Source organism: Staphylococcus lutrae (genome assembly GCF_002101335.1).
Lineage (GTDB): Bacteria > Bacillota > Bacilli > Staphylococcales > Staphylococcaceae > Staphylococcus > Staphylococcus lutrae.
The window spans coordinates 2,178,797-2,201,953 of the sequence record NZ_CP020773.1 but is presented as its reverse complement, the minus strand read 5'-3'; the positions used below and the strand labels follow the sequence as shown (position 1 = coordinate 2,201,953).

The 23,157-nt window shown below is 36.7% G+C and carries 18 protein-coding genes and 1 pseudogene; 6 read left to right on the top strand and 13 right to left on the bottom strand.

Features of this window, described 5'->3' with window-relative positions; genetic code table 11:
• Positions 1-140 precede the first annotated feature (140 nt).
• The 10 genes from B5P37_RS10245 to B5P37_RS10200 form a co-directional block, all read right to left on the bottom strand.
• Complete coding sequence (locus B5P37_RS10245) at positions 141-779, bottom strand: thiamine diphosphokinase (protein WP_085238114.1); 639 nt, start codon at positions 777-779, stop codon at positions 141-143.
• Positions 776-1,429, bottom strand: coding sequence for a ribulose-phosphate 3-epimerase (gene rpe / locus B5P37_RS10240; protein WP_085238113.1), 654 nt, complete (start codon positions 1,427-1,429; stop codon positions 776-778). The genes B5P37_RS10245 and rpe overlap by 4 nt, the downstream gene beginning before the upstream one ends.
• A complete protein-coding gene (gene rsgA / locus B5P37_RS10235) occupies positions 1,429-2,304 on the bottom strand; it encodes a ribosome small subunit-dependent GTPase A (RefSeq protein ID WP_085238112.1) in 876 nt (291 codons plus the stop codon). The genes rpe and rsgA overlap by 1 nt, the downstream gene beginning before the upstream one ends.
• 411 nt (positions 2,305-2,715) lie before the next feature.
• Entirely contained in the window at positions 2,716-3,987 is a 1,272-nt protein-coding gene (locus B5P37_RS10230) for a cytochrome P450 (RefSeq protein WP_085238111.1), read from the bottom strand.
• A gap of 226 nt (positions 3,988-4,213) precedes the next feature.
• On the bottom strand, positions 4,214-6,208 hold the full coding sequence (gene pknB, locus B5P37_RS10225; RefSeq protein WP_085238110.1) for a Stk1 family PASTA domain-containing Ser/Thr kinase: 1,995 nt from the start codon (positions 6,206-6,208) through the stop codon (positions 4,214-4,216).
• On the bottom strand, positions 6,205-6,948 hold the full coding sequence (locus B5P37_RS10220) for a Stp1/IreP family PP2C-type Ser/Thr phosphatase (RefSeq protein ID WP_085238109.1): 744 nt from the start codon (positions 6,946-6,948) through the stop codon (positions 6,205-6,207). The genes pknB and B5P37_RS10220 overlap by 4 nt, the downstream gene beginning before the upstream one ends.
• A 6-nt stretch (positions 6,949-6,954) precedes the next feature.
• Positions 6,955-8,049: a dual-specificity RNA methyltransferase RlmN gene (gene rlmN / locus B5P37_RS10215; protein WP_085238108.1), complete on the bottom strand. Its 1,095-nt coding sequence runs from the start codon at positions 8,047-8,049 to the stop codon at positions 6,955-6,957.
• 6 nt (positions 8,050-8,055) lie between these two features.
• Positions 8,056-9,357: a 16S rRNA (cytosine(967)-C(5))-methyltransferase RsmB gene (gene rsmB, locus B5P37_RS10210; RefSeq protein WP_085238107.1), complete on the bottom strand. Its 1,302-nt coding sequence runs from the start codon at positions 9,355-9,357 to the stop codon at positions 8,056-8,058.
• Positions 9,358-10,290 carry a methionyl-tRNA formyltransferase gene (fmt, locus tag B5P37_RS10205; protein ID WP_085238106.1) on the bottom strand — a complete coding sequence of 311 codons (933 nt, stop codon included), beginning with the start codon at positions 10,288-10,290 and terminating at the stop codon, positions 9,358-9,360.
• A complete protein-coding gene (locus B5P37_RS10200) occupies positions 10,283-10,768 on the bottom strand; it encodes a peptide deformylase (protein WP_085238105.1) in 486 nt (161 codons plus the stop codon). The genes fmt and B5P37_RS10200 overlap by 8 nt, the downstream gene beginning before the upstream one ends.
• A 286-nt stretch (positions 10,769-11,054) precedes the next feature.
• Here B5P37_RS10200 and B5P37_RS10195 point away from each other — a divergent pair, with 286 nt between their 5' ends.
• Positions 11,055-12,374 carry an ISL3 family transposase gene (locus B5P37_RS10195; RefSeq protein WP_085238400.1) on the top strand — a complete coding sequence of 440 codons (1,320 nt, stop codon included), beginning with the start codon at positions 11,055-11,057 and terminating at the stop codon, positions 12,372-12,374.
• 145 nt (positions 12,375-12,519) lie between these two features.
• On the opposite strand, the gene priA is transcribed toward B5P37_RS10195, so the two are convergent.
• Positions 12,520-14,928 (bottom strand): primosomal protein N', encoded by a 2,409-nt coding sequence (gene priA, locus B5P37_RS10190; protein ID WP_085238104.1) that lies wholly within the window; start codon positions 14,926-14,928, stop codon positions 12,520-12,522.
• Positions 14,925-16,130: a bifunctional phosphopantothenoylcysteine decarboxylase/phosphopantothenate--cysteine ligase CoaBC gene (gene coaBC, locus B5P37_RS10185; RefSeq protein WP_085238103.1), complete on the bottom strand. Its 1,206-nt coding sequence runs from the start codon at positions 16,128-16,130 to the stop codon at positions 14,925-14,927. Before coaBC ends, priA begins: the two co-directional genes overlap by 4 nt.
• A gap of 1,147 nt (positions 16,131-17,277) precedes the next feature.
• Here coaBC and istA point away from each other — a divergent pair.
• The 4 genes from istA (at position 17,278) to B5P37_RS10165 (ending at position 21,176) form a co-directional block, all read left to right on the top strand.
• The gene (istA, locus tag B5P37_RS10180) at positions 17,278-18,474 is read left to right on the top strand and encodes an IS21 family transposase (protein ID WP_240622398.1); all 1,197 of its coding nucleotides are present in this window, start codon (positions 17,278-17,280) and stop codon (positions 18,472-18,474) included.
• A gap of 10 nt (positions 18,475-18,484) precedes the next feature.
• On the top strand, positions 18,485-19,252 hold the full coding sequence (istB, locus tag B5P37_RS10175; protein ID WP_085236837.1) for an IS21-like element helper ATPase IstB: 768 nt from the start codon (positions 18,485-18,487) through the stop codon (positions 19,250-19,252).
• Positions 19,253-19,307: 55 nt separating this feature from the next.
• On the top strand, positions 19,308-19,850 hold the full coding sequence (locus B5P37_RS10170; protein WP_085238102.1) for a class III lanthionine synthetase LanKC N-terminal domain-containing protein: 543 nt from the start codon (positions 19,308-19,310) through the stop codon (positions 19,848-19,850).
• 87 nt (positions 19,851-19,937) lie between these two features.
• A complete protein-coding gene (locus tag B5P37_RS10165) occupies positions 19,938-21,176 on the top strand; it encodes an IS256 family transposase (protein WP_420852987.1) in 1,239 nt (412 codons plus the stop codon).
• 111 nt (positions 21,177-21,287) lie between these two features.
• Here B5P37_RS10165 and B5P37_RS10160 read toward each other — a convergent pair.
• Positions 21,288-22,429, bottom strand: a pseudogene (locus tag B5P37_RS10160) (IS3 family transposase).
• 57 nt (positions 22,430-22,486) lie between these two features.
• Between B5P37_RS10160 and B5P37_RS12385 the strand changes: the two are divergent.
• Positions 22,487-23,155, top strand: coding sequence for an MFS transporter (locus B5P37_RS12385; protein ID WP_169710805.1), 669 nt, complete (start codon positions 22,487-22,489; stop codon positions 23,153-23,155).
• Positions 23,156-23,157: the final 2 nt, after the last annotated feature.

Genomic DNA, 23,157 nt, shown 5'->3' with positions numbered 1-23,157 from the left:
CATCATATATTGTATCGAAACGTGTCTTTATGTGGGAGACACGTTTTTTGTTTTTTATAATCAATCGGACTGGTCAAATCAATACGAATTTTGACCAGTCCGATTTCATCATTCATGATATTTATCGCTCACATACACGCCTATTCATCACGACTTCTCATCACATACACGCCACCTTGATGAATGGTCAGTTCACCATAATCTGCTGCAAACTCATTTGAGACTGTGAGCGTCCGACCACGCTCAAGTGATTGCGCCTCCAAGTTATATTTAAAACCTGATAACGATAAAACCACTTCATCTCTACCGGGTATAAAAGAAATATACGTATAAGGGGCACAATACGGGATACTGTATTGTCCTGCTGGATAATACATGATTTCATTTTGCGCATCGATGAGTTTAATATGATGATGTTTAAAACCTGGATGTTGAAGTAATTGCATCGCTCCCATAAAATGATCCAGTCGCCCCCCAGTTGCACCATAAATTTCAATGTCTGAATAGCCTAACGCCACAGCTTGATGCACGGCAAGGGCTAAATCGGTATCTGCTTTTTCTGCAGGAACTGGATGAACAACGATTTTCGATTGCATCCATTCCCGTTCTTCAGCCGTCATCGAATCAAAATCTCCGACTGCAAATTCAGGCACAATGCCATTTTGAAGTAAAATCAAAGCGCCTCTGTCTACCCCTGCCCATGCCGTCTCCTGATGACTCAATAAGCAGGATGGAAGTCCACTCATCCGACAGACTAAACGTATTTTACCTTTTGTCATGATACAGTTCCTTTTAAGCGTTGCGTCGCCTCTTGATAATGATCTTGACTAAAAAAATAAGAACCCGCGACAAGCCAATCTGCTCCCGCTTCAACAACTTGTCGGGCCGTTTGCGCATTTATTCCCCCATCGACTTCAATTCGAAAATCGAGTTGACGCGCAGCACGTAAAGCTGATAATTGTTTGATTTTATCGACTGATTCAGGAATAAACGCTTGGCCACCGAAACCTGGATTTACAGACATGATTAAAATAAAATCCACTTGACTTAAAATAGCCTCTAATGCGTGTACTGGTGTACCCGGATTAATCACTACTCCCGCTTCGACACCATGGCTTTTAATATTCTGAACAACGCGATGAATATGCGGCGTTCCTTCAAGGTGAACAGAAATTTTATTTGCACCTTTATCTGCAAAATCATTCACATAATCATCCGGATTTTCAATCATCAAATGGACATCAATGGGTAATGCGGTTGCTGCTCGAATCGCTTCAAGAACAGGAAAACCAATTGAAATATTAGGCACAAAGCGACCATCCATCACGTCAAAATGTAAACCATCTACACCACTTTGTTCTAATCTCAACAATTCTTCTTTCAAATTTAAAAAATCAGCTGATAATAAAGAAGGGAAAACTTTTGTCATTAGTATCTTACCTTTCGATTGGATATTTCATTATAAAGCTGGACGTAATGTTCATAGCGAAATGCTGGCAATTCACCTGTATCTATCATCGCTTTAACATGACAATGAGGTTCATTGATATGATAACAATCTCTGAATTTACATTGTTCACCTAACGCAGCAATATCGATAAAATAATGGCGTAAATCTTCTTTCTCGATATGATTGAAATCTAGCGCACTAAAACCGGGTGTGTCAGCGATATGTCCATTTTCGCGCACATACAATTCAACATGTCGCGTCGTATGTTTCCCCCTATTCAGAGACTGCGAAATTTCATTCGTCTGTAAGTCCAATTGTGGTTGATAACGATTTAATAATGTCGACTTTCCTACACCTGATTGTCCACTTAATACAGCTAAACCGGGCGCCCACTCACGAAAGACTTTTTTCACATCATCTTGCGCACCGATAAATTGCGTTTGATAACCGATTTGCTCATAGTATTTCAGACACGCTACAACGACTGCTTGTTCTTTAGGCGTTGCTAAATCTTTTTTAGTAATCAAAATACTCGGTGTTAAACCGTATGAATGCGCAATGACAAGAAAACGATCGAGTAATTGCGTCGAGAAGTCAGGTGACACCGCACTCATCACTACAATGAGCAAATCAATGTTGCTCACTGGAGGACGTTTTAATTCATTTTTACGTGGATGAATATGTTGAATATACCCTGAAGCATGCGTTTCTATATCAATATCAACGATGTCTCCAACAATAGGCGATATTTGTTTTTTTCTGAAGAGCCCCCGAGGCTGTGCATCATACCATTCGCCAGCCACGTCAACACGATATACGCCACTAATAGATTTAATGATTCGACCCGTTTCCAAATTCACACCTCTTTTTATGTTATCTCCTCACTTATTATATCAAAGGCTATTGCACAAAGACATGAATAAATCCCGTATCTGCAATCTCTGGGTATCGTATTTCATTTGATCATCCTACGATGCGCATGCGTTCATCGTACACCCATGTTACCCCATCATAAGGAACCTTCATCATGATAAGAACGACGCAATTGTAGTCATAAAGAAAAACCGGAAAAGTGAAATTCCTTTAGTCATTTCACCCGTCCGATTTTATCGCCTTCGTTTTATTGAATGAAGCAAAGACGACACGGCGACAGCACCCCATCACAAGTCAAATCATCTCGATAGCATCTGTCAACATCTCTGTATACGATGACACTTGTATACTCTGATCTCCATTCAGGGTAGCCCTGTGCATCTCTTTTATTTCTATGAACGTCTAGGACGAACGTTTTTGATTAAAGTCCCGCTCGTCACTTTACCTGGAAAACGATCCAGTTTCACACTTAAATCTTGAGCAGGCACTTCAAAATCAATTTTATTAGCAAAATATTGCACTGTTTCTTCCATAACAATAATCGTCATCCATTCTCCCGCACAGCGATGATTGGTATAAAAATCACCACCGCCTTGTGGAATTAAATCGAATGGACTGCCATCCCATTTTTCAAAACGATTAGGGTTAAATTGATAAGGGTTTTTAAATAATTCAGGGTCGTGGGTCGTTCCGAAAATATCCAGCGCAACCATTGTCCCCTTTTTAATTTTAAATCCGTCAAAGTCTATTGTTTTCTTTAATTTCCCTGGTAAAAAAGGAACAAATGGAAAAATACGGCGTACTTCTTGTGCAAATTTATAGGCATAATTCGGGTCATGCGTCACTTGTAATTTTTGACGTTCTTGATCAAATTCAATCAGGGCTTTTACCGCATAACTGATAAAGCGATTGACCGCAACAAGGGGACGTACAATATTCATTAAGTCCACTGCACAGAGATGAAGATCCATCGGTTGTCCTTTTAAATCTTTCCAGTGCGCAAATTCATATAAAGCGGTCCCCGGTTCAGCATATTGTTTATTTTCACGGACCGCTTTAATTTGGTCTCGTAAAAATTGTTCCACTCGTGCACGTGCTTTCTTCGCTTGACGATAGCCTTTAACAGATTGTCCTAAACGACTAAATGAATCAATCATCTTATTCATATCTTCTGCATTTTTTACTGCCTCTTCATCCGTTTGTTTCAAACCTGCCCAACGAAAGCCTACTTTAGTTAAAATAATGCCCGCTTCTTTATAGACACTGACTTCATCCATATTTTGCATGCGTTCTGTATGCATAAACCAATAATGGCGTGTCAATTCGCGCAAATATTTTAAGTTCTTTTCTGTCATTAACGACATAAACAGCGCTTTACGATTAACATGTACTTTTCCTTCAGTCGTATGAATCGCACCTTTGCCGAACAAAGTATGGACGACACGTTTGGGTAACGTCCCTGTACGTGATACTTTATCATTGTCGTAAAATAATTCCGCCGCCGCTTTCCCACTCATGACTGTAATGGGTTTCATTCCTAAAGCGCGTGTTTCAAATGCTTTCGTCCCAAATTTTTCTAGTCGTTTAGGTACATAAGTATAAGCCTCGTTGATGATTTTTAACGTATTGTCTAATCCCGTATCTTTTGGTAATTTCTTATTCACTGTCTCATCCCCTCAAAACATTTTTTACATTTTCATTTTAATAAACGGCTTGGTTTTGTAATACATTACAAAATACACCCTTTGCCGTCATTCCAAATGAATGCTTCTAAATCATCTACCCGAAATCGCACCCGATGATGCATGATTTTTGAGAATAATAAAAAGCACACAGATGCGCTCACTTGTTACAGCTTCACGATCTGTGTACTTTTATCGTCCTTATTCATTAAATGTCATCATATGCAATCTTCTTCTTAACTACCGTTTTACCATCGACTTTTATCTCATACTGTGCCGATTGATTTTCAGCCACTGTAAAATGCATCGTTTGCGGTGTATCTTTAGTGATATTGAATGATTCCGCTGCACTTTCACCGTTATCATTTTTATCTGTAATGTACACCTCTACTTTTTGAGGTTTACCATTTTTTCCAGTGTAAGGCACATTGACTGTCTCAGTATAGGTCTTATCTATACTCTTGTCTGATTGAGAATCGGAATCTCCCGTTGAGACGATAAAACGCACGGTATCTCCTTCATCGACGTTCACTTTTTTAGGAGAATGGCTTATGATATGATTCTTTTTCACATCCGTGCTCGCACGCTCTTTTTCTACTTCTACAACTAGACCTTTTTTCTCTAACTCTGATTTTACTTTATCAAAATCTTCATCTGTATAATCACCAACGTAAATTTGACGTTTACCTAGTGATTCCGTAATTTCGACTTTGTCTTGTGTCACCGCAACATCTTCTCCAGCCACAATACTTTGCGCTTCAATATGACCTTTTGAGATATTGTTCTGTGTGTATGCAGTCGTAAAAGAGACACGACTAAAGCCCAGATCTTTTAATTTTTTCTCAGCTTCTTCTTTAGTAAGACCAATCAATTGTGGCATTTTTTCGATATGTTGTCCTTTGGAAATAACCAGATTGATTTCGCTATTTTGTTCTACTTTTGTGCCTTCTTCTGGATCAACACCCATCACGCGATCTTTTGCATACTGATCACTGTAATCATAACTGATTTTACCGACTGCGACTTTATTTTCTTTTAACAACCTTTCCGCTTCCACTTTAGATTTACCAACCACTTCAGGGACTTGGCTGTATTTATCTCCTATCATCGCAAAGCTCATAAAAATGATCAAACTTCCTAATAACACGAATAATATCAAACCAAACAACAATTTCTTTCGCACGGAACGACGTGGCGGTGCTTGCTGATAAACAGGTCGTTGTGGGGGCGGCTCTGGTTTTGTTTTTGTCGGCACAATAGGAATCTGTGCTGTTTTCTCAGTTGGTTGATCACGTCTTTCTGTTTCCGCTTTTAAAGCACTTTTATCGATAGGCACCGTTTTCGTTGTCGATGCGTCTGCGCGATAAACGGCTTCGTTTTTGCGACTCGGATCCAATGTTGACATAACATCATTAGCCATTTCTGACACAGAACGATAACGCTGGCTTTGTTCTTTTTCGGTCGCTTTTAATATCACATTACTGAGCGCTTGTGGAACATCTCGTCTACGCTCAGTCACATTCGGAACGGCTTCTTGAATTTGTTTAATCGCAATACTCACTGCCGTTTCTCCACTAAATGGGGGATGCCCGATTAACATTTCATATAAGAGAATCCCTAGCGAATAGATATCGGATCGTTCACCTGTCTTTTCGCCTTTTGCTTGTTCTGGTGACAAATATTGTACAGTGCCCACGACATGATTCGTTTGGGTCATTGTCGTTTCGCTTAGCGCCTTCGCAATACCAAAATCTACAATCTTTAACGTTTGATTGCGATCAATCATGACATTTTGCGGTTTAATATCGCGATGTACAATGCCTTGCTCATGCGCATGACGGATCCCATTTAAAATCTGTTCAATAAAATAAAGGGCCTTCGCAGGTTCGAGTGGACCATTTGCTTTAATATAATCGGACAATGTGGGACCCTCAATATATTCCATTACAAGAAAGAAAAAGTCTACTTCTTCGCCCACATCTAACACACTCACAATATTAGGATGTGATAATATCGTTGTATTTTGCACTTCTCTTTCAAAACGTTGCACGGTCGCCTGTTTTTCATTAGGCGGAATATGAATTAATTTAACTGCCACTTTACGCTTTAAAATGGTGTCCATTGCGACATACACATTCGACATGCCGCCACCACCAAGAATCTGTGTTAATTCATAACGATCATCAATTAAACGTCCAATCATACGGGCTCACCTGCAATTTTAGCAAGAATAAATGAGACATTATCTTTCGCTTCTTGGGTTTCCGCTAATGCCAACATTTTTTCACCCATTTCTTGAAGTGTGACCTCTTCGTTAAGGATACTATGGAGTTGTTCGGCTTTTACATAATCCGTTAAACCATCAGAATTTAAAATCAAATATTGGTAAAATTGCGTGCGCTTCGTAAAAATATCAGGTGTCACAAAACGATTCGTTCCCATTACTTTGGTAATAATATGACGTCTCGGATGTTGGAAAGCTTCCTCTTCGGTAATTTCACCTAACATGACTAACTGATTCACAAAAGTATGATCAATCGTCACTTGATCCATTGTTCTACCGTTTGTTAAATAGGCACGAGAATCGCCAACATTTGCTACTACAATATGATGTTCAAAAACAAGCGCACATACACAAGTTGTCCCCATGCCATGATAAGCTGGATTTTGCTGTGCTTTATCGTATAAATCTCGATTCACAAATTGTAATTGTTGTTTTAACCACGTTTCTGCTTGCTCAGGCTCAATATAATTTTCAGCTTCAAACTTCTCTTGTAAGGCATCAACAACAAATTGTGAAGCAACTTCACCCGCTTGATGTCCTCCCATACCATCACATAATACGAATAACTGCTGTCCTGTTTTGTTGTAAAACACGCCACCTGCATCTTCATTGTTGTCACGAAAATTCCCTGCTACTGAAAAAAATTCTGCATTTAACATTATGTTCTACCTCGTTTCTGCTTGACGTTCCTTTGCTCTCAATTGTCCACATGCAGCATCGATATCTGCGCCTTGTTCACGTCTAATTGTAGCATTGATGCCTTGCTTTTTTAATTCCTTTTCAAATTTAAAAATGTCATCTTTAGGTGTTTTTACATAGTTCCGTTCTGGGACATGATTAACCGGGATTAAATTGACATGACAGTTCAACGGTTTAATCAATTGCGCCAACTCACGTGCATGCGCAACTTGGTCATTAACGCCACCAAACAAACCATATTCAAAAGTCACACGTCGCTTCGTTTTCTGTTGGTAATAGTGAATGGCTTCCATTAATTTATCGACATCGTAAGCTCTATTTATCGGCATTAATTTTGAACGAATTTCATTATTTGCTGCATGTAAGCTCACCGCAAAGTTAATTTGAAGTGATTCGTCCGCAAAATCATAAATTCTCGGTACAATACCTGATGTTGAAACTGTGATATGGCGCGCGCCAATATTTAAACCGTTGTCATCGTTCACAATTTTCAAGAAATCCATCATCTCATCGTAATTTTCGAAAGGCTCACCAATTCCCATAATCACAATTGAAGAAACACGCTCATCCGATTCATCTAATGCTTTTTGAACGGTTAACACTTGTGCTACAATTTCTCCAGCCTCTAAATTACGCTTGAGTCCCCCTAATGTAGAAGCACAAAATGTACAACCAATCCGACAACCGACCTGTGTCGTCACGCACACGGAATTCCCATAATCATGACGCATTAAAACCGTTTCAATGGTATACCCATCTTGTAATTCGAATAAAAACTTAATCGTACCATCGCGACTTTCTTGACGCACGACTGTTTTTAATACAGTCATCGTAAAATGCTGTGCGAGTTGTTGACGTAACGTTTTTGAGAGATTCGTCATATCTTCAAAATCATTGACACGCTTTTCATAAAGCCATTCAAAAATTTGTTTTGCACGAAAACTTTGTTGACCCTGTTCTGATAACCAATCTTTTAATTCATCATATCTTAATGAAAAAATGGATTGTTTCTCAAAATCAGGCAAAAATTTATTTTTCTTTTTCTTATCGGCAGTAATCATATCCACTTATCCTTTCTTTCTTACTCTCGTGATAAAAAAGCCGTCTGAATCCATATCTTGTGGCAATAATTGTAAAGTATTGACATGTTGTTGCGTACGTGGATCTACAATAGGATCAAACTCAAACTCAGGATGCGACTTGAGAAATGTATAAATCACATTTTCATTTTCCAATTGTTCTATTGTACACGTAGAATAAACCATTGTTCCTCCATTTTGAAGATGCTGTGACACATTATCAATTAATTGTAATTGCAAATCGACTAATGATTTGACACTTTCAGGCGTCACAGTATATTTAATTTCTGGTTTATGTCGCAAAACGCCTAGCCCACTACACGGTGCATCGAGTAAAATTTTGTCAAACTGCTGGTCGTACGGTTGTGTCGCATCATGTTGCATTGCGCGAATCCCTGTTAAATGTAACTTGCGAATATTATGGTCAATGAGCTGAATTTTATGCGCATGCACATCCGTTGCGAGCACTGTTCCTTGACCATTTAAAATTTCAGCCATGTGGCACGCTTTCCCTCCAGGTGCACTACAGCTGTCCAACACGTTGTCACCCGGTTGTAACCCCATATATTCCGCGACAAACATAGAGCTCTTATCCTGGATACTGATCAAACCTTGTTGAAACAGCTCAGAAGTCATCACGCCATGACTTGACACGTGTAGACAAACGTCAATATGATCATCCGATTGAACGTCAAACCCTTCAGCACGTAATTGGGCGATCGCTTCATTTACTGTGATTTGTGTACGGTTCACGCGCACAGTTTGTGTTCCTGGGAGAAGCAAGTTCGCCGCAATCGTTTCAGTCGTGTCAGCTCCGAAATGCGTTAACCAATGTTTGATAATCCAAGTCGGTATACTGTACTGAATTGAAAGTCTTTCAGGTTGCTTTTTAATCGCAGTCACATCTGGTAATGGTTGCGATGTCATTTGACGCAAAATCGCATTGACCGTATTGCCCGTTTGTGCACCACCGCGCTTCTTGGCAATATTCACGGCTTCATTAATTAAAGCATGCGTTGGCACTTTATCTAAATAAAGGAATTGATACAGACTCATCCATAATAAACGACGCACCCAGCCTTTAATTTTTGTTTTGATGAACGGTTTTAAATAATAATCTAGTGTCAGTTTACGCTTAATCGTGCCATATACGAGTTCCGTATATAAACCACGATCAGCAGGATTTAATGGATACGTCTGTAACATTTCATTCATTTTTAAATTACTGTAAGCTCCGTCTTTCAACACTGCTTCAATTGTCATTAAACTTAATTCACGAACTGTGACCATTTAGATGAGTTCCTTTCCAACTAGAGATGTTTGGAAACCACTTAAAAATTGTGCAACAGGCATTCTTTTCTTACCCGCTAATTGAATTTCTGTTAGTGCAATCGCATCGTCTGAACCTGTACCGACAATGATGTGCTTTTTCGTAACATCGATCATCTCACCCGGACGCCCAGATTGACCTTTTACGAGTTGCGCTTCATATATCTTCATATTTTTATCTTCAAATGTCGTATAAGCCACTGGCCACGGAGATAAGCCGCGAATATGGTTGAAAATCGTACGCGCATCTTGTGTCCAATCAATACGTTCATCTTCACGTTGAATATTAGATGCAAAGCTCACTAACGCTTCATCTTGTGGCGTACGGTCATTCGTGCCATTTAAAATTGATGGGAGCGTTTCTTTTAATAAGTCCGTACCGAGTGCACTTAACTTATCATGCATAGTCCCCACATTGTCCGTGTCTTCAATTGGAATCGCACGTTGTGAAATGATATCCCCAGCATCTAACTTTTTCACCATATACATAATCGTCACGCCTGTTTCTGCTTCACCGTCAATAATCGCTTGATGGATTGGTGCACCGCCGCGATATTTTGGCAATAATGAGGCATGTACATTGACAGCGCCGAATTTTGGATGTTCAAGTAATGATTCAGGTAATAATTGACCAAACGCCGCTGTCACGATTAAGTCACATTCCATTTGAAGTAATGTTTCAAGTTCTGCTGAGCCAGTTAACTTTTCAGGTTGGTACACAGGAATATTGTGTGCAACAGCCACCTTTTTCACTGGAGGCGGCGTGAGTACCCGTTTACGTCCTACTGGTCTGTCGGGTTGAGTGACAACTGCAATCACCTCTTCAGTGTCGATTAATATTTCTAAAATTGCGGTTGAAAAATCAGGTGTCCCCATAAAAATAATTTTACTCATCTTCTAAATAAGCCTCCAATTCTGCATTTGAAATTTCTCGATCCATCCTATCTACAAATAAAACACCATTTAAATTATCAATGACATGTAAAATCATCCGTGCAATGTCATCATAAGCCGTCATTTCGACTTCATTGCCATTTAAATCATAACTTCGAACCGTAATCATACGACTGCGCGTTACTTCACCAAAACGCCCTGGCACACTCAAGCACCCTTCAAGTTCCGTCGCTGTTTCGTCTGATTGGGTAATGACTTCAGGATTGATCAGCTGTAACAAGCCATCTTGTTCCATGTCAACAATTGCGACACGCTCACTCACACCAATTTGCGGTGCCGCTAACGCTTGACCTTCTGCATCATATAACGTATCTTCCAAATCTTGAATGATGTCTTTCAAATGTGCATCAAACTCAGTTACAGGCGCTGCTTTTTCCCTCAAAATCGGATGCATATGCGTTTTAATTTTTCTGATCATATCCTTCATCGCCCCTCACGAAAATTTATCATTATATTATAGCTTATTCTCACCCAAAATGCGATAGTCTCTCATCGTCATCATAACAAAAAACGCATTATTCATCATTATGCGTACGCAAAAAAGGGACAAACCGCTCAATGATCAATTAAAAATGGTTCTATACTTTTAACGGTTGGTGAGTTTTTCACTGGCCGTTATTTTTGTTTTAAATACAAAAATAGCACAAATATCTCTATAATTGTAAGTGACAAAACCAACAAATTAAGGAGAGATATTCGTGCCTATGTATAATGATATATCAGAAATGATTGGAATAAAAGTATCAAATTTAAAAATCACTGAATGTTTAGGTATTCAAACCTTCAAGAACGTTCAATCATTGTTTTATAAAGGGGTTTTAACTTATCAACCTAAAGGTTGTGAGTGTTGTGGTATCAAGAATGAGCAACACACAGTTATTAAAAATGGCTTTCGCAGTACAAGAGTGTATATGGGGCTTATTCTTGAAAGGCCTAGTTATCTTGTGTTAAAAAAGCAACGCTTCTATTGTAAAGCTTGTGGTCAAACTTTTACGGCTAAAACACCATATATAGAACCGCGTTGTACAATTTCTAATGACGTAAAACTAATGGTGACGAGAAAGCTCGCCACTGTCATATCTGAAAAAGATATAGCGAATAGTGTTTTAGTTTCACCTTCAACTGTTCATCGGTATTTGAAAGACCTAGGGGAAGCAGTAAAAACACAACCTAGTGATATATTGCCCCAACATTTATCCTTTGATGAATTTAAGTCAACTAATGATGTCGACAGCTCTATGAGCTTTATATACTGTGATAGTATCACGCATGATATTATTGATATCTTGCCAGATCGACGTAAGTTCAAGTTGGAAGAATACTTTTTAAGATTCTCAAGAAAGCAGCGTGAAGGAGTTAAAAGTGTTTCTATTGATATGTATCCACCATACATGTCGCTAATTCAATCATTATTTCCCAATGCAGATATTATCTTAGACCGTTTTCATATTGTTCAAGCGGTTAACCGTGAAATCAATCACAGTCGCGTTAAAACAATGAATAGTTTTAAGACTAAAGAAAAACCCAAGTACAATAAATTAAAACGGTATTGGAAGCTTTTATTAAAATCTCCAATTGAATTAGACAGAGTCCATTATCACTCGTTCAGACTTTTTAATACATGGCATAGTCAGTATAGTTTAGTACAATTCTTGTTAACTTTTGATGAAGAATTCCAATTAACGTATGAAGCAGGACATCATATTCTAGAAACCCTAAGATCAAATAACATTGAACAATTAGAGGAAGCATTACAACGTTCGAAGAGTTTAAATATTTCAAATGGACTCAAACGTGTTATTAACACACTCATAAAATATATACCTTATATTTCAAATACGATTCAAAATCCTCATTTGACCAATGGTCCAATTGAAGGTATTAACAATAAAATAAAGCTTATTAAGCGTGTCTCTTATGGTTATAGAAATTTTTATAACTTTAGAAATAGGATTTTAATTATTTCAAGGTTATACGTAAGTGAATATAAAAAACGTACTAAGCAACAAAAAATTGCCACTTAGTACGATATTTCTTCACCAACCGACGTTGACAAAGAGCCTTAAAAATCTATCACATTGAACCATCTGTCCTTTTTCTGCCCTTAATTATATATATAAGGTTTCAAAACCCTTGAAACGCTTGGTATATCAGCACTTTCTGCCTATTCTACATCATCATATATGGATTGATATCAATTTTCAACGCTAATTTGTCTTTTATAAACTTTTCATGGTAGTAATCATCTAAATATCTAAGCGCATGAATTAATGAAGGCTCACTTTTATATTTCACTAATACTTGGAAGCGGTATTCATTGTTAATTCTAGGGATGACAGAAGGCGACGGTCCTAGCACATAAGCTTTGTCTGTTAAATGTTGCAACAATATTTGATGAATGTGTGTGGCTGCCTGTAGGACTTCCTTTGATTTTTCATGCGTTATTGTGAAATTAATTAAATAATAATAAGGCGGATATTGACCTAATTGACGAAATCGCATCTCTTTACGATAAAAGCCGAGATAGTCATTAGATTGGACATCTTTAATCGCGTAATGATCCGGATTATATGTTTGAATGATGACTTCCCCTTTTTTCTCATGTCGACCTGCACGTCCGGCAACTTGTGTCAATATTTGAAATGTCCTTTCACTCGCTCGAAAATCCGGTAAATTCAACATTGTATCCGCATTTAACACACCGACTAATGTAATATTAGGAAAGTCCAAACCTTTTGCAATCATCTGTGTCCCTAATAAAATATCGCCTTCCCCATTACCAAATTGCTTCAGTAACTTTTCGTGACTACCTTTTCGTGTTGTGGTATCAACATCCATTCGAATTGTTCGGGCACCCGGAAATTGTTGTTGAATTAATTCTTCTACCCGTTGTGTGCCTGTCCCCATTTGGCGAATATGCTCACTTTCACAACTTGGACATTGAAAGGGCGCAGGAGTTTGATAGCCACAATAGTGGCATTTCAATTGATCTGTCGTCTTATGATAGGTTAACGAAATATCACAATTCGGACATTGCGGGACATGTCCACAATCTCGACACAACATAAAAGAAGCATAGCCACGACGATTTAAAAATAATACAATCTGTTCTTTGCGTTGAAGGCGTAATTCAATTGCTTCAACTAATTGTCGAGAAAACAACGAGCGATTGCCATGTGCTAACTCTTCTCGCATATCAACAATATCAACATTAGGTAGTGGTTGTTGATTCACACGTGTCGACATTGACAGCAGTGTATAGACACCTTTTTCAGCACGTGCATAGCTTTCTAAACTTGGCGTTGCGCTTCCCAGTACGAGCGGACATTGATGATAACGACTCCGCCATTCAGCAATATCTTTTGCATGATAGCGTGGATAATCTTCTTGCTTATAAGTGGCTTCATGCTCTTCATCAATAATAATCATTCCTAATTTTTTAAAGGGTGCAAATACACTCGAACGCGCACCAACACTGACACGTGCACGGCCATCACGAATTTTTTGCCACTCATCATAACGTTCGCCGTTCGACAAAGCAGAGTGTAGGACGGCTACTTCATCACCAAAGCGTCGTTTAAATCGTAATACCATTTGCGGTGTTAATGCGATTTCTGGCACGAGCATCATCGCCTCTTTACCTTGTGTGAGGACATCTTCAATAATTTGGAGATACACTTCTGTTTTGCCGGAACCTGTTACGCCATGTAGTAAAAACGTTTCAGCTTGTTGTTGACGGACCGAATGCAGTAAAGTGTCATATGCGACTTGTTGTTCTGGCGTGAGCTCACGTTTTTGTTCTTTCTCAAAAACACGTCCTTCATATGGGTTTCGTTCCACAATCGCATCATATTTTTCGATTATACCTTGTTTTTCTAACGTATTGATGGCTGAAGTAGAAAATGCCATTTCTAATAATTCTTGCAACAATACATCACGGTGACGTTCATCGAGTAAAAATACGAGGACCTCATACTGCTTTTGTTTCTTTTGCGCGGTTTCCAAATACGCTTCAGCCATTTCTGTAGACACCACTCTGACCGCACGTCGCTTTTTCTTCGTCGTATTTTGCGATAATATCGTAACAGCTTCAATATAGCCTTCTTTCAAATACGGCATGAGCTGTTCAATATTTTCATCTTGTTGCGCGTCTTTATAATAGTACAGCCCTTCATTATTAAAATACGCCACCACTTCATTAGGTAAATCCGCATCCTCTTTTAACTTGAATGCTTTTGAATATTTCGCTTTAATCGCACTGGGCAACATCGCTTCAAGAATAGAGATGCGCTTCGATAAAAAATAGCGGCTATACCATTCACTTAATTGGACGAGTTCTGTCGTCAGTTCTGGCTGAATATCTTTCACTTCTAAAATTGGTCTCAATTTCTCCAAATCATATTCCGCTTCTTCATCCGGTACACATCGCATTACGTACCCTTGAATTTTGCGCGGGCCGAATGGCACAATGACACGAACGCCCGGCTGAACGATATTTTCTAAATCAGCCGGTATGGCGTAATCAAACCTTTTATCTACACTTTTCGAGGCAACGTCTACAATGACTTGCGCAATCATACATCCCATCTACTTTCTAAAATTGATAAGATTTGGAAAGCCAATTTCTTTTTAGGGCCTTTTTGAAGCGTTTCAAATGTCCCGTCTTTAAAATAAAGTGACACTTCATTGTTGTCTGAACTAAAACCAATAGACGTATCGCCCACATTGTTCGCAATAATGACATCTGCATTTTTACGCACGAGTTTGTCTTGTGCGTAGCTTTCCATATTTTGTGTTTCTGCAGCAAAGCCTACCAGTTTTTGTGTCGTTTTGTGTTCGCCTAAATATTTCAAAATGTCTTGTGTACGTTTAAACGTGACAGTCACATCACCGTTTTGCTTTTTCATTTTATGTGGCAACGGATCAACCGGTGTGTAATCTGATACGGCAGCAGTTTTGAATATAATATCTTGTTGCTTGAAACGCTGCCTTACCGCTTGAAACATATCTTCAGCTGTCGTCACTTGTACGACTTCGACATGACGTGGTGCTTCGATTGACGTAGGTCCAGTTACTAGCGTTACCTCTGCACCGACTTTTTGAAGTGCCTCTGCGATGGCGTATCCCATTTTCCCTGATGCTCTGTTCGATACAAAACGGACAGGGTCAATCGTCTCGACAGTTGGCCCTGCAGTAACGAGCACTTTTTTATCACGAAAATATGACGATTGTAACTTTTCTGCATTTTTCTGACCTTGTCGATCGATGACTGCTTTAATTTCGAGAGGTTCCGCCATACGTCCTTTCGCTACGTAACCACATGCTAAAAAGCCTTCTCCCGGTTCGATAAAATGATAACCATCGTCTATGAGTGTTTGAATATTAGCTTGAATTCGCGGATTTTCAAACATATGGACATTCATTGCAGGCGCCATAAATTTAGGTGTCGTTGTCGCTAATAACGTCGTCGTCACCATATCGTCCGCAAGACCGTGACTTAATTTTGAAATGATGTTCGCTGTCGCGGGTGCAACGACAATCGCATCCGCCCAATCTCCTAAAGCAATATGTTGGATTTCTGCAGGGTTCTCTTCAATAAACGTATTCGTATATACCGCATGACGACTTATCGCTTGAAATGATAATGGTGTGACAAATTGTTGCGCATGTTCTGTGAGCATCACACGTACTTCATAACCCCCTTGAGTGAGTTTGCTCGTTAAATCTATAGCTTTGTAGGCCGCAATACCGCCTGTGACAGCTAGTAAAATGTTTTTCATTTTTGTCCACTCCCGTTTTTCACTATTAAAAGCATTATAATATATTTACCGTTTTGTTTCATATGACGTTGCTTTTCAAATATACGCGGCTTAGACATAAAATTTTCAGCGATTTAAATTATTATATTTTAAATCAGATACGCTTCATTGATTACTGTTCTGAATTCTACACAATTGTCATTATAAAATCACGCTCTAGAGACTTATCTCAACTCAATTTGGTTCGATTCAAATATACATTTGATGGAAGTCGGATTGGATGTTTAAGCAGTACAGAAATCTCATATGTAACAAAGATTTTGCAGGGTTCTGTAACAACATCGGTTAGTGAGACGATAACACATTAAGCAACGTTTTTGTGGTTCAGTGCGTTTTTTTATATTCACTTACAAACACCCTAGAAATCATTAAAATTCAATTCCTAAAATTCCAGAAATTTCTGTCACCATACTAATAATGAAATATGCTTGTATTTTACATTATATTCTTATAGCCAAACACTGAATTGATTTTGATGGTTCTGTTGCAAAGTCGAAAAAATTAAATAAGTAAAAAGTAAATTTAATTATATATAGGGAATTGTTGGATTAATCCTAGAATTACCACATTTCATAAATATCTGAAAATTCATTGATTTCCTTTTTTTTGTGTGATAATATGTAAATACATTAACTTTAAAGAAGATGTTAAATATGAAAGAGATTTTAAATTTACAAACTTTTGAATCTGAAAATTCAAAAAAATCTTATCCAGGTACTACACCATAAAAGTACATAATTATAGAGGACGCTAGTTAGCGTTCTCTATAATTTATGTTATAAAAAGGAGATATAATAAATTGGCTTATTTTAACTCTTTAACTAATGGAGTGATTCGAAAAAAAATTTATAAGTTAGTAGGATCAATTAACAATTTACCTTCTTATGGTTTTAAAATACATATATCTAGTGAGCCTTTAACAGCTCAAGAATTATTAAATATAGTAGTGTAAATGGCGGTTATAAAATGTAGGAAAATGGCGGAATGAAAATGCTGTTTTTCCTACATTTTTTATTTTCTAAAATATATAATCATGTCTTAACTCAATCTTTGAATGGAGGTTGTTTGATTGAGACATGATATATACGAAGGAGTGTCATTTTACATTATGAAAGGCATAAAACCAAATTACGCTGAGCTGGCTAGACAATATCATTGCGATCCAAGGACAGTAAAAAAATATTATGAGGCTGGGAAAGGCAATGAGTTGAAAAAATTAAAAACAAGAAAAACGACAAAGAGAGTATCAAAATTAGAACCCTATAAAACGCTCATAGACGAAAAATTAGAGCTAGGTTGTACGGCTATGGCGATTTATAAATATATTACTAAAAAAGGGTATGAAGGCAAATATACGATTCTAAGAGAATATTGTAAGAATAAAAAAGGAAAGGAAATTAAAAAAGCAACTATACGGGTAGAAGCACGACCCGGTATAGCTGCTCAAGTAGACTGGAAAGAAGATATGGTCATGCATGATAAATTTGGGAAACGTTATCAATTTAATATCTTTCTTTACGTTCTACACTATTCAAAAATGAAGTATATCACATTAACTTGGGATAGAAAACAAGATACATTATTTCAATGTTTGAAAGAATCTTTTGAGTACACTGGAGGTGTTCCTAAGGAGATATGGTTCGATAATATGAAAACGGTCGTTGATCGTCCTAGAACACAATATAGAAAAGTGGTATTTAACGCCCTTTTTCATCAATTTAGTAAAGATGCAAACTTTGAACCCATCGCGTGTAGGCCTTATAGGCCGCAAACCAAGGGCTCTGTGGAATCTTTAGCTAAATTTGTGGAACAACGTTTAAGGCCCTACGATTACGAATTTTATGACGCTGTTGAACTTATCAGTCTTGTCAATCACTTTTGTCATGAAATGAACCATAACGAAATATCGCAAGCAACTGACTGCTATCCAATTGATTTATTCAATTCTGAAGAAAAACATCTATTGAACCCGTTTAATGTGCAGTTACTAGACACCTATGTCGAAGATGAATGCATTCGAATCGTTTCTAAAGAGTCGATGGTTAATTTTAGAAAAGGTAAATATTCAGTACCTACAAAGTTTATTGGAGAGGAGGTTCAATTGATCTTTAATGAATTGACTGACGAATTATCCATCTACTTTGATGCCGAGTTAATTAGAACCCATCATTTATCGGAAAAGAAATTCAATTATGTTACCGAAGATATGTGTGAGATATTGAAGTCTGATGCATTCAAGCACAAAGACGATCAAGAAATTCTTACTTATATCGAAGATTCATTATTAAAATATGACGAGGTGTAGGAGAACAGATATGTATACAGACCATCAAAAGCTATTAGAAAATTTTCAACTGCTCAATCTAAAAATGATTAAAGACTATTATCCGAAGTATTTAGAATCACTATCCAAGAATCAAAAATCTTTAACTGAAATTTTACTTGAGTTGACAGAAAAGGAAGTAGAATATCAAGCTGAACAAAAATTTAAACGCGCTATTAAGTTAGCACGTTTCCCTAAGGTTAAATATTTAAGTGACTTTGATTTCACGTTTCAACCAAGCATTAATAAACAAGAAATACTCACATTAAAATCCATGCATTTTCTAGAGAAGAATATCAATATATGCTTCTTAGGTAATAGTGGTGTCGGTAAGACACATCTAGCAATATCGCTAGGCGTAGAAGCCTGTAAACAAAATATCAAAACTCGATTCTATACTTTTAAAGAGTTAATTGAACTCTTAACCACTTCAGAGGAGAAAGGAATCACCAATAAAACTTTAAAACAATTAAACAGAATTGAACTGCTTATCATTGATGAAATAGGCTATACCCCCATCTCAAAAGAACAGGCAGACCTCTTCTATCAATTGATGTCACTCAGGTATGAAATGAAATCCACAATCATAACGACGAATATCCCATTTTCTAGTTGGGGAGACTCATTTAGTAACAAGATAGCGTCAGCAGCCATTATTGATAGACTTATTCACCATTCAAAAATATTTAAAATTACAGGCGATTCATACCGACTTAAAGACTATAAAAGTGAAAAAAGTTTAAACATACGTCATTCTTAAACCGCCAAAAAACGACATTTTCAAACCGCCATAAAACAACATTTTCAAACCGCTATTGACAGTAGAAGCGTATTGTATTGAGAATGAGCTAACCTATAAATATATTTTTAAAAAAGAAGATTATTATGCTTCTTTAAAAAAAGACTTTGATAGATTTTCTTCAGGAAAATTTATTACTATTTATCCTCCTACAGAATCTATATTCAAAAAAGCCTTGTATGATTTAAATGAATTGTTAGGTGAAAAATATAAAGGACCATATATTTTAAGTGATAAACAATATAGTGGTTCGAGCACTTTATATTATAGATATGGACGCATGAAAGAAGAAGCACCATATAAAATAACTAAAAATGGTAAATTTTATATAGACAATAATCGTTCTTTATATGAATTGCCTGATTGGATTGAAGAACCTTTTCCAGTTGTTGATAATCAAGAGAGTATGGATTTGTGTCAAGAAATCGGACACAGTGAATTTATAAGGGAATGTAAAATAAACTGTGTAAGTAGAGTGCGTACGGCTCTGCTTCGCAGTTTATTTTTTTATTTTCCTAGCGCGCTAACGCTTGCTAGATCCATAAAAAGTGTTGGTTAAAAAACAAACCAATCACTTTTTACGGATTCTAAGCATAACTCTATGCATAGTGTTAAAATACACTTAAGATACTATGGAGGTAACATGATGGCTCGTAAAAAACGTAATCCTAAATCTGTTGAATTAGCTAATAGAATTATTTCTGAGTATGCTCCCGAAACTGTTGAAGATATGGAAGAGGCGTTAAAGGATATTTTCGGACCCATGTTTGAAGCTATGTTACAAGGTGAAATGAATAATCATCTAGGTTATTCTTCGAATGATAAATCTGACAAATTTACAGAAAATAGACGTAATGGCTATGGAAATAAGACATTAAAAACTTCTAAAGGAGAAGTTGAAATTAATGTACCCAGAGATAGAGATGCTTCATTTGATCCAAAATTAATCAAGAAGCGCCAACGAGATGTTTCGGAAATTGAAGATAAAGTAATTTCTATGTATGCCAAAGGCATGTCTCAACGTGATATTTCATCAACTATAGAAGACATTTATGGATTTTCCGTATCACATGAAATGATTTCTGATATTACAGATGCCGTTATACCTGAGATGGAAGAATGGCAAAGTAGACCTTTAGAAAAGTGTTATACTTTCGTTTTTGTAGACTGTCTGTACACAAAGATTAGAAATGATTATGAAATAAAGGAATACGCAGTTTACACAATACTAGGTTATACAATTGATGGCCGAAAACAAATTCTAGGTTTATGGTTAAATGAAACTGAAAGTAAGCATAAATGGATGCAAATCTTTGATGAAATCAAAGCTAGAGGTGTAGAAGATATTTTCTTTTTATCAATGGATGGTGTATCAGGTTTAGAAGCTGGTGTTAAAGCTATCTTCCCACAAACTATCGTTCAAAGATGTATCGTACACCTAGTCAGAAATTCAATTAAATATGTACCTAGTAAAGATTATAAAGCTTTTACTGCTTCCCTTAAAAAAGTTTATGGAGCAACTTCCTTAAAAGCATGTCATACCGCCTTTGAAGCATTTAAACAACAATGGTCTCAATACCCTGGAGCCGTTGATGTGTGGATCCGAAATTTCGCACATGTAGAACAATTATTCGATTACGGAAGTAATATTAGAAAAATTATGTACACTACAAACGCTGTAGAAAGTATTCATTCTAGTTACCGCAAGGTAACAAAAAAAGGCGCATTCCCTAATGAGCATGCACTCCTAAAACTTCTGTTTATTCGAACTAAAGAACTTGAAAAGAAATGGTCAACTGGCTTCATTCCAAACTGGTCTATGGTTATGAATCAGCTCCTTTTACATGATCAAATTAAGAATAGAGTTATAAAGTATCTTGAATAACTTACACACTTAATTTGACAAACCCATTTATAATTTTACCTCGCTCTGCTCGGTTTCCTATTCAAAAATAAACTTATTAAATCATATAAGTTCATTTTTAAACAGGTCATTTTATGAAAACATTTTTTCAAATTCAAGTGGACTTAGATAATTTAGTGTTGAATGAATTCTTTTGGAATTATAGAATGTCACAATATATTCTATAATACTAAACATTGCCTCATTACGCGTTTGAAAATTACAATGATGAATGAGTTCTTTCTTTATTATACTGTGAAATGACTCTATACACGCATTGTCATAACAATTTCCCTTCCGACTCATACTCGTTATTATTTCGTTTTCTCTTAATATATTTTGATATTCTATTGAGGCATATTGACTTCCTCTATCAGAATGGTGTATTAAACCTGCTGTTGGCTTCTGTGCAGTAAATGCTCTTTCTAGTGCTGAAATCACTAAATCTTTCGTCATTCTGTTCGACATTGACCAACCTATTATTCTTCTTGAGAATAAATCCATCACTGTTGCGAGATACACCCATCCTTCCCGTGTATAAATATAGGTAATATCTGATACCCATACCACACCTGGCTTTTCAACTTTAAATCGTTGGTTTAGTAAATTCGGATATATTGGTAGATTGTGTTTAGAATCTGTTGTTGCTTTATATTTCTTCTTTGTGATTGATCTGATACCCATTTCTTTCATCAATCTTGTTACTGTACGCTGTGAAACCTTTATTCCTTCTTTCATCAGTTCCTTTGTGATTTTTGGACTGCCGTACCTTTTTTGACTTCCAATATAAACTTTATAGATTTCCTTTTTTAATCTATCACGTCTCTTTTGTTGTGATGAAGCTGGACGTTTTTTCCAATCATAATATCCACTTTTTGAAACACCTAATACTTTGCACATCTTAGTCACACGAAATTCGTGCCGGTGTTGATATATAAATTCATAAATTATTTCTGGTCTTTGGCAAAGATGTGCATAGCCTTTTTTAATATTCGATTCTCTTCTTCAAGTTCCTTAAGTCGCTTTTGTAATTCGACTTCTGTTTGTTTTACTGGTGTTAATTTACCGCTACCAACAAAAGATGCTTCGCCACCTTCACGATACTTACTCAGCCATTTTGTAAGTGTTTGTATCGGTATATCAAGGTCTCTTGAGACCTCAGTCGCTTTTCTACCTGATTCAACCAGTTTTATTGCTTCCATCTTAAAGTTATGCTCATATCTTCTCTTAGTCATGACAGACACTCCCGTAAATTAATAATATTATTATAAACTATTTATTATCAATTCGCTGTGTCCGTTAATGAGTCTAACATCATCTGTATCAAGGAAAACCCATCAATCAAAAAAATTTTTTATAATTATTCATATGCAATAAGGGATAAAAGTTTTTTATATTTTATATTAGCTGGAGGTATTATATTCAGTAGTGAATGGCACTTAACTAATATAGTAAGTGTAAATTTAAGTAAAAATAATATAATAAATTCAATCGATAATTATTCGTTTGATGCTGCAAAAACTATCGCCTTATTGCAAGTAATAAACACTTTTATTATTCTATTATTATCAATATATATAGGTAAATATATGGAACGTTATAAAGTGAAGTATGTCTTACTTATTGGAACAAGTTTTTACTCCTTTTCGTATCTCTTCATGTTAACAACCAATAATATATATTTAATGATACTACTTATTATAATCGCTTCTTTAGGAGAATTGGTGTTCGCCCCCTCTTATCAAGTAGCGCAAGTGAATATTATGAATCTAGATAAAAAAGGATCCTATTCAGCTCTAGGATCACTGGCCACGCAGAGTTCTTCTTTAATTGCATCATTGACTCTAATGATTAGCCAATACTTAAATACTTATTTCATTTTTATAATACTTCTATTATTAAGTATTTTTGCGATTTTGACGCTTTACACAGTATATAATAAAAGAATGGAGAGTGTGTAAGA